The 13,674-nt window shown below is 68.6% G+C and carries 6 protein-coding genes; 2 read left to right on the top strand and 4 right to left on the bottom strand.

All coding sequences use genetic code 11. From position 1 onward, the window contains the following. Positions 1 to 45: 45 nt before the first annotated feature. Genes SP5_RS05920 through SP5_RS05910 form a run of 3 tightly spaced genes read right to left on the bottom strand, consistent with a single transcriptional unit; the run spans position 46 to position 5,317 of the window. Positions 46 to 3,003 carry a DUF2135 domain-containing protein gene (locus SP5_RS05920; protein WP_042485473.1) on the bottom strand — a complete coding sequence of 986 codons (2,958 nt, stop codon included), beginning with the start codon at positions 3,001 to 3,003 and terminating at the stop codon, positions 46 to 48. Positions 3,004 to 3,056: 53 nt separating this feature from the next. After that, entirely contained in the window at positions 3,057 to 3,767 is a 711-nt protein-coding gene (locus tag SP5_RS05915; RefSeq protein WP_042485471.1) for a SapC family protein, read from the bottom strand. Further along, positions 3,764 to 5,317, bottom strand: coding sequence for a tryptophan halogenase family protein (locus tag SP5_RS05910; RefSeq protein ID WP_439645603.1), 1,554 nt, complete (start codon positions 5,315 to 5,317; stop codon positions 3,764 to 3,766). The genes SP5_RS05915 and SP5_RS05910 overlap by 4 nt, the downstream gene beginning before the upstream one ends. Before the next feature lie 148 nt (positions 5,318 to 5,465). Here SP5_RS05910 and SP5_RS05905 point away from each other — a divergent pair, with 148 nt between their 5' ends. Together SP5_RS05905 and SP5_RS05900 are read left to right on the top strand one after the other, a co-directional pair. Continuing rightward, positions 5,466 to 8,297 (top strand): TonB-dependent receptor, encoded by a 2,832-nt coding sequence (locus SP5_RS05905; protein WP_052811425.1) that lies wholly within the window; start codon positions 5,466 to 5,468, stop codon positions 8,295 to 8,297. 118 nt (positions 8,298 to 8,415) lie between these two features. Beyond that, positions 8,416 to 10,896: a glycoside hydrolase family 95 protein gene (locus tag SP5_RS05900; RefSeq protein ID WP_217995680.1), complete on the top strand. Its 2,481-nt coding sequence runs from the start codon at positions 8,416 to 8,418 to the stop codon at positions 10,894 to 10,896. Between the two features lie 162 nt (positions 10,897 to 11,058). Here SP5_RS05900 and SP5_RS05895 read toward each other — a convergent pair whose 3' ends face one another. After that, positions 11,059 to 13,659: a carbohydrate-binding protein gene (locus tag SP5_RS05895; RefSeq protein WP_084220580.1), complete on the bottom strand. Its 2,601-nt coding sequence runs from the start codon at positions 13,657 to 13,659 to the stop codon at positions 11,059 to 11,061. Between the last annotated feature and the right edge of the window lie 15 nt (positions 13,660 to 13,674).

Here is a 13,674-nt window from a genome sequence, read left to right as displayed (position 1 = left end):
ACACCCTTATCGCTTCGTAAAACCAGCCATAGCGCGCCCTCCTGATCAGGGTAGCGGCGCCATGTCCTTCACCGGTGCCTTATCGGACACCGGCTTGCCCGGCACGACGACGCGACCGATCATCCGCGCGCCCTTTTCATCGCGCTTCAATTCGATATCCACGCTGTCGACCGTCTCGTTCGCCCGCCCGAAATTCCGGAACAGGTGCGCGGTCAGGATGGTCGCGCCGTTCGGATCGATCCGGTCAGGGGCAAAGACATTGGCCTGCGCCGTATAGGTGCCCGGCGGCGCGACGCGGATCATATATTCCTCCGGCCCATAGCCGCGCGTCATGTCCCGCGACAGCCGCCCGCCGATCGCGGTACGGTTATTGTTGTAGATCGCCCGCTCGCGTGTCGGTTCGTCGACCCACAAATCCATGTCCGAGGCATCGGTGGTCCAGTCGATGACGACCCGCACATCGACATCGAGCAGCATGACCAGGCGCGGGTCCATCTCCACCTTGCCGCCCAGCTTGCGCAGGCGCGGCAGCATCGCATTGGCCTCGTTCAGCGCGATCAGGTCGATGCCGTCCCATTGGTCCGCCTGCGGGCTGGTCGCGATGGCATAGAGCAGCGTGATCGCGCGGGTCAGGTCGGCCCTGGCCTGGGCCGGGCGGACGGCCGCGCGGCGGGCGAGGGTCAGCGCGAGCAGACGGCGCGGCTGCGGCCGGTCGGGGTCCAGCGCCGCCTGTCGATCGCGCAGTTCGACCGCGCGGTCCCAGTCGCCGTACCGCTCCAGCCGGTCGGCGACCATGCCCAGCGTCGTGTCGTCGGCGGTCGGCAGGTCCAGCGCCGACAAGACCATTTCGCTGGCCTCCGCCACACGGCCCCGCCGGGCGAGCCAGGCGGCGGTGTCGAGATAGAAGATCGGCAAGGCCCCGTGCCGCGCCTCCGCCTCGCGGAAGCGTTCGGCAAAATCGGCGGGCTTTCCGTCATACAGCTCCAGATAGGGCCGATCGGGCTGCCACGCGTCGATCTGCACCGACGGGACCGCCGGGGCCGTGCGCGACGTGCTTCCCGTCACCACGATATTCCCGGTCGCCTGGCTGACGCGCGGGGCCGGGGGTGCGGCAGGCGCCGGAGGGGCGCCAGGGGCCGACATGACGAATGCTTCCGGGGCTGGCGGGGGAGGAGGCGGCGGAGGCGGAGGCGGGGGAGGCGGCGGCGCGGTCCGGTCGAAACTGTGCGAGGTCGCGATCCGCTTGGGACGCGAAGCCAGGTCGAACTTCGTCTTCCACCAAGCGACTTCGTCCTGCCACGCTTTCAGCAACTGATCGAAATGGCGCTGCGCGATGCGGGCGTCATCCGCCTCCATCGCCTTGCGCTGGCGGGCATAATCGTCGCGCCACTCGGCCGGCAGGGTCGCGGGCGGATCGATCTTCGCGTTCAGATAGTCGCCCACGCTCTCCAGCACGAGGAAGGACAGGCTGGGGCTGGCGATGCCGTAGCGGCGGCTGAGCGCCACATAGGCGTCGCGCTGCTCGGTCGCGCCCAGCGTCGCCAGCGCATCCTGCGCCAGCAGTGCGCCCGGACCGTCAAAGGCCGGGGCCTCGCCGCCGCCATCGATGGCGCGGACAACCTCCTGCCCCGCGCCCAGCCGGATCTTCACCGGCCCGAAGCCCGGCGCACGGACCAGCACCGCCCAGCGTCCCCCGGCTGCGACAAGCGGCACGAAGGGCAAGGGCCGGTCGTCGCGGTCGGTGACGGCGATCACGCCAGCCGTACCCGCCTGCAACAGCGCCAGCGCCGCCGCCGGATCGTCGCCGAGCGGGATCAGCCGCCCGCCATGGGCGCGCGCCAGATGGCCCAGCCAGGCACGGTCGTCGCCTCCAGCGCTGCTGACCACATCCAGCGGGCAGCGCGGGGTGATCGCGGCATTGCGGTCGATGGTCGCGCGGCCATCGGTGAAGACCAGGCAGCGGTCGGCCGGGCCGCCCAGCGACAGCGGCGCAAAGCTCGTCGCCCCGCGATAGTCGAGCGCCCCCAGCCAGGCGGCGGCTTCCGCAGCGGTCGTGACGCTTCTGGTCTGCGCCCCGCTGCTGTTGAAGGCGACCAGCTCGACCTTGCCGGGGTGCCAGCGGTCGATCGCCGCGCGGACCAGTGCGATCTCCCGCGCCGTATCGGCCTTCAACCGCGAGCGCGAACGATCCCAATAGATGCGCAGATGCGCCGGAGCCGCCGCATTCCCCGCGACGGCGGGCAGGTCGCCGCCCAGTTCCAGATCCCGCTCGCCATTATGATGGGTGCTGGCGACCAGATCGGCGGCGCGACCGGGGGCGATCGCCAGCGCGCCCGACAGCGGCTTGTCCTTGCCGCTCACCGCACCGCCCCAGCCCTCGCCGTCCGCCGTGATCGCCATTGGCGTCTCGCCCAGCGTCACCAACGGCCTTGCCGCGGTGCCGCTGCCATGGACGCGGATCGACCAGTCGCCGACCGCGCCGTCGAACCCGAGCGGCAGGCGCCAGCCCCCCGCCCCGACGGGCGATACGAACCGCACGCGGATCGTCCGCCCGCGACCGGGCCAGATCGGATAGACGCGCGTCGAAAAGACATTGTCCGCACTGACCTCGGCCAGGCCGGGATCGATCCGCTGGCGGACCCGCGCTTCATAGACCGCCTTGGCGCGCGGGCGGTCGACCAGCACGCCGTCGACCATCTGCCCGCCGATATCCAGGGCATAGCCGGTGACGACCGCGCCTTCGGGCAGGGTCAGGCGAAAATCGCCCTCCAGCTGCTCCGCCTCGGGGTTGACGAAGGCGGCGGTGATGGTCGTCTCGACGATGCTGCCGCGCTGTTCGACCGCAATGTCCAGTCGTCCCAGCGACAGGTTGCGTTCGTGCGCAGCGTCGCGGATGCCCGCCGCATGGGCCTTCAGCATGGGGTTGGCGGTCTGCGCCCACGCCCCCTGCCCCATCACAAGGGCAAGCCCCAGCGCCACGAGTCCCCGCCACCGTGCCAGCATCTTCGCCCCCTCCGATCGCCCGGAGGCTAACCCGCCACCGAGCACCGGACAAGCTAATCCAGCGAATAGCCGGTCAGCGCGGGCGCGAAGCGGGCATTGTGCAACTGGCGCAACCGCTCGACCTGCGCCAGCGACGCGGTCAGGACCGCAGCGGGGGCCAGCCGGTCCGCCCGGTGGAGCGCGATCAGATCGGCATCGGGCAGCGCCTGCACCGCCGCCTCGTCGATCCTGTAGAGCCCGGCCAGATCATGTGCGCCCCCATCCGCCTTGGACAGCGAGAGGCCAAGCGGGCGGATCAGGCCATGCGCGGCCCAGGCATCGACCAGCGCCTGTGCCCCCTCGACATCCGCCACCAGCCGTTCGAACGCGCGGGCGATGTCGTGCGACAGCGGCGTCGGTTGCTCCCCCGCGAACAGCGGCGCTCCGGCATCGCCCAGGCTGGGATCGGCCGGATCGACGGCCAGCCCCGCCGCCCCGCGTGCGTCGAGCCGGAACCCGCCCAGCATCACCGCGCGGGGCACATAGGTCGCCTGGAAGCCGCCGCCGAAGACGAACAGATTGGCGGGCTCGACCAGGCTCATCAGCGCGATCAGGTTGAAGCGCCCGGTCTGGCCGTCCTTGGCGAGGCACAGCGGCATGTCGGCCGCCGCGACCGCGATCTCCGACAGGCCGATCCGGGCAAAGCGGCGTGTGCCGCCTGCGGCATGGCGGTCATAGCGCAGCCCGCGATGCGCGGCCGGGGAAAGCGGGGTGATGCCGGTCATACGCGTTGCAGACCATGTTCGCGGATCGCGCGCAACAGGTCGCGGTGGCGCGGCGCGCGGGTGCGCAGATCGTCCCGGGCGCGCGCCATCCGCGTCACGAAACGCTGCGCCAGCGCCGTGTCGGGGGCGGCCGGGTCGATCCGCGGCTGGCGGCTGGCGAAACCCATGCCGTGCAGGACGTACTGATAGCTGGGCCAGGAAAACACCTCGCGGGCGTGGGTGAAATCCTGCGGGCCGGGCGAGTGGTGCCGCCACAGCTCCAGTTGCTCGGCGAGACCGTCGGGGATGGAGGACGCCGCGACATTGTCGCGCCAGAAATCCGTGTCAGTGCGCCGGGTCAGGACATAATGCAGCTTCAGGAACTCGATGATCCGCATCCAGTGATGGGTGAAGGTCGCATTGAACTGGCGCGCCATCACGTCCATCGCGGCGCGGGTGCGCGGCAGGCGGTCGGCGATCGCGTCCATCGATGCCTCGATCAGCATCAGCGCGGAGGCCTCCAGCGGCTCGATGAACCCGGCGGACAGGCCGACCGCGACGCAGTTATTCTGCCAGAAACGCGTCCGGTGCCCGGCATCGATGGTGATCCGGCGCACGTTCAGCCCTTGGGCGGCGGGACCGACATAGCGACGCAGCGCCGCCTCGGCCGCATCGTCGCTGCTATGGGCGCTGCTATAGACATGGCCGACACCGCGCCGGGTCCACAGCCCGATATCCCAGATCCAGCCCGATCCTTGCGCCGTCGACACCGTATGACAGGTGATCGGCGCATCCTCGTCCTCATAGGGCACCTGAAGCGCCATCGCCCGGTCGGCGAACAGCACGTCGCCGCAACGCCGGAACGGCACCTGGTACACCCCGCCGATCAGCCGCGCGGCAAAGCCGGTGCAATCGACGAACAGGTCGCCCGGCACGATCCGCCCATCGGCCAGTTCCAGATGCACGATATCGCCATGGTCGCTCATTTCCGGGCGCACCACGTCGCCCAGCACATGGTCGATGCCCAGCGTGCCGACGCCATGTTCGCGCAGCAGCGTGGCGAACTTTCCCGCGTCCAGATGATAGGCGTAATTCGCATGACCCGCATATTCGGGCATCACGATCGTCTTGGGTCCCAGACCCGCGTCGCACAACATCGCCTGATAATCGACCCAGTCGGCGAAGCTGGCCGTCTCCGCCGCCCCGTGCAGCCAGTGCGGCGCCAGATCGATCTCGGTCGCGCCCGCAGGCGGGTTGAGCGGATGGTAATAGCCATCGTCCGCCGTCCCGTCGGTCCAGCCGACGAAGCGCGCGCCCTGTTTGAACGCGGCGTCGCAGGACCGGATGAAGTCGGTTTCGGTGATGCCGATCCTGGCCAGCGTGTTGCGCATCGTCGGCCAGGTCCCCTCGCCCACCCCGACCGTCGGCACATGGCGCGACTCGACCAGCGTGACCTGCACTCCGCTTCCGATCCGGCGGGCCTGCGCCGCCAGTCGACAGGCCGCGATCCAGCCTGCCGATCCGCCGCCGACCACGACGACCCGCCGAACTTCCGTCTCGACCACCTGCACCTCTCCCGCTGCGCTTCTGGCCTTTTATACCGAAACTTCCGGCGCCTAGAAGAACCGGCGCCCTTGTACTTGTCAGACATAGCTTCTAACAAGAGCGACATAGATGCTCGCCAAGAAGCATCGGACATCGGTTTCATAGGGGAGAGCCATGCTGAAGAACGCCCGGAATCCAAAGACCAGCGCCCGCTATGCCGCCCAGGGGCTGGCCAGCGCACTTGTCGCACTTATCGCGGCCACACCGGCCCTGGCGCAGAACCAGACGCCACCGGCGGATCAGACCGCCACCCTGCCCAGCCAGAGCGAAGCCGACGGCACCTCCGCCGACATCGTCGTCACCGGCATCCGCCGCAGCATCGAGTCGGCCGCCGCGATCAAGCGCGACGCCGCCGGTATCCTCGATGCCATCTCGTCCGAGGATCTGGGCAAGTTCCCCGACGCCAATGTCGCCGAGTCGCTGCAACGTATTCCCGGAGTCGCCATCGATCGCAGCAACGGCGAAGGCGCATCGGTCAGCGTGCGCGGCCTGGGTCCCGCCTTCAACACCGTGCTGTTCAACGGGCGCAGCTTCGCCTCGGACAATTACAACCGCGCCTTCTCGTTCGACCTGATCCCGGCCGAACTCATCAGTGGTGCGCAGGTCTACAAGAGTTCGCAGGCCTCGCTCCAGGGCGGCGGCATCGGCGCGACGATCAACGTCCAGACGCCGCGCCCGCTCGCGCTCAAGGAGTTCAAGGGCGTCTTCACCGCCAAGGCGCTGTACGAGGGCAACAGCAAGAAGGTCACGCCGCAGCTGTTCGGCCTGCTCAGCGACACCTTCGCCGATGGCAAGCTCGGCCTGCTCGCCTCGCTGTCGTACCAGAAGCGTATCGCCTCGATCCGCGCGATCAGCACCGATGGCTATATCCCCGGCACCTCGGTCGGGCCGAACAACGCGCCGCTCTACACCAATGTCTACGCGCCGCGTAACCAGGACGTGAACGAGACGCGCGACGACCGTACCCGCCTGGGCGCGACGCTGGTCGCGCAATATGCGCCGACCGACGAGCTGACCTTCACCGTCGACGGCCTCTACAATCGCTTCAAGAGCGACACGACCACGCGCGGCCTGGGCAGCTGGTTCGAGCCGACCAGCTATACCGCGGCGGGCATCGATTCGAACCGCACCGTCACCTCGCTGACCACCAACGGCAATGCCGACTTCATCGCCTCGGGCGGGGTGCGCGAGACGACGACCTATGAGGCCGGGTTCAATGCCGAATGGCGACCGGCCGACAATGTCCGCATGGTCTTCGACGCCACCTATTCGCAGGCCAAGAATGCGGGCGGCGGCAAATCCTATTTCACCGTCATCGGCGTGCCGACGCAATATTCGTTCAACGCCGCGCAGGGGAACGGCATTCCGTCGACCTCGGGTTACGCAAATGGCGTGCTGACCAACCCGGCGCTGGGCCGCACCCATATTGCCGGGCGCAGCGGCAACGACGTGACCGAGAAGGTCCAGGAATATCGCTGGAACACCGAATGGAAGCCGGGCTGGGACATCGTCACGGCGCTGCGTTTCGGCCTGACCGGCACTTCGCGCGACAAGCGCAACGTACCCTTCTCGTCCGATCCCAATATCGGCTGCCTCTATTGCGGTTATCCGACGCTGGCCGATCCGTCGCTGCTCTCGCCCTTCACCCTCGGGTCGCTGGGGCAGAAGGGCGGCAGCGTGCCGACCACCTTCCTGACCTATAACCCGCAGGCCTATTTCAACTATCTGACCAGCACCGCCGCCACGACCGCGCTCGACCTGGCGCGCGGCCAGCCGGTGGGCACCACGGCGGCGATCTTCGCGCGCACCAACGGCTATGCCGTGACCGAGCAGCCCTCGGCCCGGGTCCGCGAAAAGGTCTTCGCCAGCTATGCCGATATGGATCTGGAGGGCACGGTCGCAGGGCTTCCCTGGTTCATCAATGTCGGCGGGCGGTATGAATATACCGAGCTGGTCTCGGCGGGGCAGCAATTGCAGCTGACCGACCTGCTGCCGGTGCCGGGCGATCCGACCACCTATACCGGCGTCTTCGCCAACAACCGTGCGGCGGTGTCGGTCAACCGGCGTTCGTCCTACAGCAACTTCCTGCCCAATCTGAACGCGAAGCTGAACCTGACGCCCAAGTTGCAGGCACGCTTCGCCGCCTACAAGACGCTGACCCGCCCCGCCATCGGCGATCTGGCGCCCAGCCTGGACATCGGCACGCTGCGCCCCGCCACGCTGACCGCCAGCGGCGGCAATCCGGCGCTGAAGCCCTATCGTGCGACCAATTTCGACCTGTCGCTCGAATGGTATCCGACGCCCACCACCACCCTGTCGGCGGCGGTGTTCCACAAGACGGTCGACGACTTCATCGTCCAGACCTTTGGCGAGGAACTGTTCACCATCGCCAATGCGGGCAACTTGCCGGTCGGCGGGCTGATCGTCGGGCAGAACACCGCAAAGTTCAGCGTCCGACGTCCGCGCAACGCGGAATCGCTGAAGATCAAGGGGCTGGAGCTGAACCTGGTCCACACGCTCGACTGGCTGCCCGGCGTGCTGAGCGGCTTCGGCGTGCAGGCCAACGCGACCTTCGTGACCACCAATCGCGAGTTCGACGTCACTCAGGTCGGCCAGTCCTTCGCGGCGGAGGGCATCGGCAATTCGCAGAACGCGACCCTGTTCTACGAAAAGTTCGGCGTGTCGGCGCGTATCGCGTACAATCGGCGCGAACGCTTCCTGCAACAGCTGGCGGGCGGTCCGGGCAACGAGCCGGTGTTCGTGCGCGATTACGGCCAGTTCGACGGCAGCGTGGCGGTGAACATCACCCCCTTCGCCCAGGTGTTCGTCGAGGGTACGAACCTGTTCAACGCCAAATACTTCGCCACCGGCCGGTTCGACAACCAGCTGCTGCGCTACCAGAATTTCGGGCCGCGCTATGACGCGGGCGTGCGCTTCTCGTTCTGATGCGCGGGCGGTGCGGGAGGGTTTGGACGCTCCCGCACCGAACCTTTATTTTGTCCTTTCTTCATGCATTTGAATACGCCACCGTCCTGACATCAGGGATAGGACGGAAGGGGAATGCATGGCCGATCTGACGCGACGCGGCGTATTGGAAGCGGGTGCGTTCGCCATGGCGGCGAGCGGGATCGGCACCCTGCCCCTGCGGGCGCAGCCGGTTGCGGCCGATGATTCCCACCGGCTGTGGTTCGATGCGCCCGCGACCCGCTGGGTCGACGGATTGCCGGTCGGCAACGGGCGGCTGGGCGCGATGGTGCGCGGCGGCCCCGCGCGCGAGATCATATCCCTGAACGAGGACAGCCTGTGGTCCGGCTATCCGGGCAGCGACGCCCGGCCGGATGCGCAAGGGTCGCTGGCGGAGGTGCGGCAGGCCGCACTGGCGGGCGATTACCACGCCGCCGACATGCGGGCGAAGAAGCTGCAAGGCGCCTATTCCAACAGCTATGCGCCGATCGGCGATCTGGTGATCGCGCTGCCCCATGACGGCGCGACGCCCGACGACTATCGCCGGGCGCTCGACCTGGATCAGGCGGTGGTCGACATCGCTTATACCGCGGGGCGGACGCGCTACCGACGCGAGGTGTTCGTGTCCCACCCGGCGCAGCTGGTGGTGGTGCGGATGACGGCGGAAGGCGGGGCGATCGACGCGGACGTCTCGCTGGCGACGCTACTGAAGGGATCGGTGCGGGCGGAGGGCAACCGGCTGATCCTGCACGGCAAGGCCCCCTCCTATGCCGCGCCCAATTATCATTCGGTCGCCGATCCGGTCCGTTATGACGATGCCGCCGGACGCGGCATGATGTTCGCCGCCGTCGCCGATGTCATGAACGAGGGCGGGCGCGTCACCGTATCGGGCGACCGGATCGTGGTTCGCGGTGCCCGGAGCGTCGAGATCCGCCTCAACGCCGCCACCGGCTTTCGCGGCTTCGACCAGTCGCCCGACCTGCCGATCGAGGCGATCGAGGCCAAGGCGGTGGCGGCGCTGTCGGCGGCGCGAGGAACCGATTATGCGACATTGCGGGCGGCGCATGTCGCCGATCATCGGACACTCTATCGCCGGGCCGGATTGCAGCTGGCGGGCGGCGCGACGGGTACGACGGCGGAGCGCCGCGCGGGCAATGCGCGGGCGAGCGATCCGGGGCTGGCCGCATTGCTGTTCCATTTCGGCCGCTATCTGCTGATCGCCAGCTCGCGCGCCGGGACCCAGCCCGCCAACCTCCAGGGCATCTGGAATGCCGAGGTGCGGCCACCCTGGAGCAGCAACCACACCACCAACATCAACACCGAGATGAACTACTGGCCCGCCGAAGTCGCCAATCTCGCCGATTGCCACACCCCGCTGTTCGACTGGCTGGAGCGGGTGGCGGTGCGCGGGGCGCGGGTCGCGCAAAGCTATTACGGGATGCCCGGCTGGTGCCTGCACCATAATAGCGACATCTGGGCGATGGCCAATCCGGTCGGCGAAGGCAGCGCCGCGCCGATCTGGGCCAACTGGCCGATGGGCGGGCCGTGGCTGATGCAGCATCTGTGGCAGCATTATGCGTTCGGCGGCGACCGGGCGTTCCTGCGCGACCGGGCCTGGCCGCTGATGCGCGGCGCGGCCGAGTTCTGCGCGGCGTGGCTGGTGGCGAACGGCACGGACGGGCGGCTGACCACCGCGCCTTCCATCTCGCCCGAGAACGAGTTCCTTGCCCCCGACGGCAAGCCCGCCTCGATCAGCACGGGCTGCACCATGGACCTGGCGCTGATCCGCGAGCTGTTCGCCAACTGCATCGCCGCCAGCGCCCTGCTGAAGACCGATACGGCCTTCGCGACCAAGCTGCGCGGGCTGGTCGAGCGGCTGGAGCCGTATCGGATCGGCCGCCACGGCCAGTTGCAGGAATGGTCGCGCGACTTTGCCGAGGCGGAGCCGGGTCATCGCCATATCTCGCACCTCTATCCGCTCTATCCCGGCGACGAGTTCACGCCCCGCCGCACGCCCGAATGGGCCAGGGCGGCGGCGACATCGATGCAGCGGCGCGAGGACAATGGCGGGGCGCAGACCGGATGGAGCCGCGCCTGGGCGACCTGCATCTGGGCGCGGATGGGCGATGCCGCGCGTTCCGGCCGTTCGATCGACGCCTTCTTCAAAGGCAGTACGCTCGACAACCTGTTCGACACGCATCCGTCGAACAACGGGCCGATCTTTCAGATCGACGGCAATTTTGGGATCACCGCCGCCATTGCCGAGATGCTGCTGCAAAGCCATGACGGCGCGATCGCCCTGTTGCCCGCCCTGCCCCCGGCATGGCGCGACGGCCGCGTCCACGGCCTGCGCGCACGCGGCGGCGTGACCGTCGATCAGCGCTGGGCGGCGGGGCAGCTGGAACAGGCCGAGCTGCTGTCGGCGCTGGGCGGTGACCTGGTTGTCCGACTGCCCGCCGGTCGCCGGGTCCGCGCGGCCATGCGGGGCGGCCGGGCGGTGGCGATCCGTGCGACCGGGGACGCCATGCGCATCGCCACCCGCGCGGGGGACCGGATCACCTTGACCATCGGCGCCGCCTGAGCGCGGCGCCTGCTGGCGGCGGAACGGCCAGCGATCGCCTTCGAGCCGTTCGCCGCCATGGCCTGCGTCACCCCGTCCAAGGCGTCGCCGCCGGTTTCCTTTCCACCCCTTGCAGGGATGGTTGCGAACAGCCCGAGACAGGTGTTCCGCTCGGCTCCGCCCTCAGGGCATCGGCGTGATGGCGATCCGGTCGATATTGGGCGCATAGGCCGAGCGGAGCTGGACGCTTGGCCAGATCTGCGACGCATAGGTGCGCCCGTCCCAATTGGGCTGTTCCTCGCCCGCGATGCGGATGGTGTTGGCACCCGCCTTCAGCGCCACCGGCACGGTCATCTCCCACCAGTTGTTGGCATTGAAGCTGTGCGGCGCGCTGACCAGCATCGGCTTTCCGCCATTGATCGCGATGCGTGCGATCCGGGCGAGCGGATCGGGATTGTAATGCGTCGCCTTGGCCTGTTCCTCGTTCGAGAAGCGCAGGGTCAGCGCATAGGTGCCTGCGCGCGGCGCCATGACCCTGGGGAAGGTCAGCGTGTTGCCATTGCCCGGCGCGCCGCCGATGGCGAACACCGCCCGGCCGCCGCTGGCCCGCGAGGCCGCGCCGATCCGCGCGGTCCCGGCGACCTGCGCGTCCTCCGCCTCATAGACATGCGGTGCGGGGCCGTTATCGGGCGTCACCGACAGGCCGCGAACGGCCGACGATCCCGTGGGGGTCAGCACCACCTTGTTGATCCCGCCGAGCAGGAAGGCGCGGCCTTTCGTCTCGCGGCCATTGACCACCATGCGCACCGCGCCGCCGCCGGTTTCGGGGCTCAGGCGCGCCAGTCCGTCCTTCGCGGCATAGACCCAGAAGGTCGCGCTGCCGCCCTTCACCACCGCGTCGGCCACATCGTAGTGCGCTCGGCCAGCGGCGGGATCGGCGGCGGTCAGGGTGATCCGGTCGACCATCGCATTGCCCAGCATCCGCCCGTTGCCGTCCAGGCTGCGGGTCGCCAGCGTCAGGACATGGCGGCCGCGCGTCAGGTCGACGACCGTATCGGCATGGTCGAGCACGGCGGGCTTGTAGCCCAGAGGCAGGAACAGCTCGCCCGCCGCCTTGCCGTCGATCCGCAGGAAGACATTGGTCGCCCCCTGCGGCTCGACCAGCGGGTCCTTGTTGAAGCTGTTGGCGAGCACGCTCAGGTCATAGCGGCCATCGCGCGGCACATCGACCGCGAAGTCCAGCGCGGCATCGGCCCCGGTCCTGAACCCGTCGACCAGATAGCCGTTCGAGACATGGAAGCGATCGACGTGATCGGGCGAGCCCTCCGGCCCGCGCACGGCGAGCCCCTGCCCCTGACGGGTCGCCTTCTCCGCTTCGTAATCCTGCCGCCAGCGGGGCGCGACGGCGGCGGGACGCACCCCCCGCCCGGGGGAGAGGACCAGTTCATAGGCGGCTTCCTCGCGCAGGGCGGGCCAGCCGTCGCGGCCGAAGGTCAGGTCGACCTGCCCGTCCTTCACCGGCACCACGCGGTCGCCGATCACCGCCGGCGGCGGCGAGTCGCCCAGCTGGCCGGTCCAGTCGATCTCGCGCACGCGGACGCGCACCGTCTCGCCGAAGCTGGCGGGCACATGGGTCAACGCGACGGTGGCATCCCCCGACTTGCCGCCGAACAGCAGCCGCATCTGCTGCCGCGCCGGGTCGAGCGTCGCCACGCCCTGCAGCGTATAGCTCTGGTCGGGATGCGGCGGGGTGACGGCCAGGGTGTGGCCGCCCATCGTCGCATAGGCGTTCAGCAGCCACCATTGCCCATTGCCGCGATTGGCCTGGACGGCGGAGTCGCTGAGATTGCCGTCGATATTCCAATAGGCGATATCGGCATCGACCTTGGAATCCTCGATCGCCGCGACCCACTGCACCATCTGGCCGGGGACCGAGGTGTGGTAGTTATAGGCATATTCGTTGATGTTCACCGGCAGATGGCGGCCCTGCCATTTCGTGCCCTTGAACAGCCGGTCCTCCCATTCGCGGTATCTGCGCACGCTGGTCCGCACCACCGCCGGGTTGCTGAGTTCATGCCACGTCACCACGTCGGGCATGGTATCGGCGGCGATGGCGTGGCGCAGGAAGCCCTCCACCTCGGGATAGAGGACGCTGGTGTTCGGCCCCGCGATCCGCGCGCCGGGCAGTTCCTGGCGGATCATCCGCACCGCCCGGTCCCAGGCGTCGTTGAACGCGGTCGGGTCCTTCTGCCACCGCACATTGTTGCAGCTCTTCGGCCCTTCGGCGAACATGTTGCCATCGGGCTCGTTGAAGGGGACGAAGACGATCCGGTCGCGGTATCGCGGCGCCATGCCCTTCACCTGACGCACCTGGGCGCGCAGCTTTTCGATATAGTTCGCCACCGATTGCGCGCAGTCCCCGGTCTTCCAGTCATAGGGGAATTCGCGGTTGATGTCGGTCATGTAGATATAGGTGTCGCCGCCCGACGCATCGGTGAGCAGCGTCGAGATCTCCAGCGCGTCGGCGCCGGGATGCTGCGGCCCGTCCTGCGCCTTGGTCGAGACGGTGCGAAGCCCGATGCCCTCGACCAGATTGGGATGCGGCAGCCGTGCGTCATAGAGGCCGTAGAGCGTGCCCGACGCGCCGCCATGGAAAGCCCCGGTGTCGCTGGCGAGGTCGACCGTCATCCGCTCCTGCGCGAGCGCGGGCATGGCGACCGAGCCGAGCAGCGCGGCGAGAAGGATCGGGGCGAAACGAAGGGGCTTGGTCTGTGTCTGGGCCATGAGGGGTTCCGGGAT

The organism is Sphingomonas parapaucimobilis NBRC 15100 (assembly GCF_000787715.1).
Classification (GTDB): domain Bacteria; phylum Pseudomonadota; class Alphaproteobacteria; order Sphingomonadales; family Sphingomonadaceae; genus Sphingomonas; species Sphingomonas parapaucimobilis.
The sequence above is the reverse complement of the archived record's forward strand: the minus strand, read 5'-3'. Positions and strand labels throughout refer to the sequence as shown.

Excerpts from the sequence above, each read along its gene's own strand:
- SP5_RS05915 (WP_042485471.1), bottom strand. The coding sequence starts at position 3,767 with ATGACCGGCATCACCCCGCTTTCCCCGGCCGCGCATCGCGGGCTGCGC.
- SP5_RS05895 (WP_084220580.1), bottom strand. The coding sequence starts at position 13,659 with ATGGCCCAGACACAGACCAAGCCCCTTCGTTTCGCCCCGATCCTTCTC.
- SP5_RS05920 (WP_042485473.1), bottom strand. The coding sequence starts at position 3,003 with ATGCTGGCACGGTGGCGGGGACTCGTGGCGCTGGGGCTTGCCCTTGTG.
- SP5_RS05900 (WP_217995680.1), top strand. The coding sequence starts at position 8,416 with ATGGCCGATCTGACGCGACGCGGCGTATTGGAAGCGGGTGCGTTCGCC.
- SP5_RS05905 (WP_052811425.1), top strand. The coding sequence starts at position 5,466 with ATGCTGAAGAACGCCCGGAATCCAAAGACCAGCGCCCGCTATGCCGCC.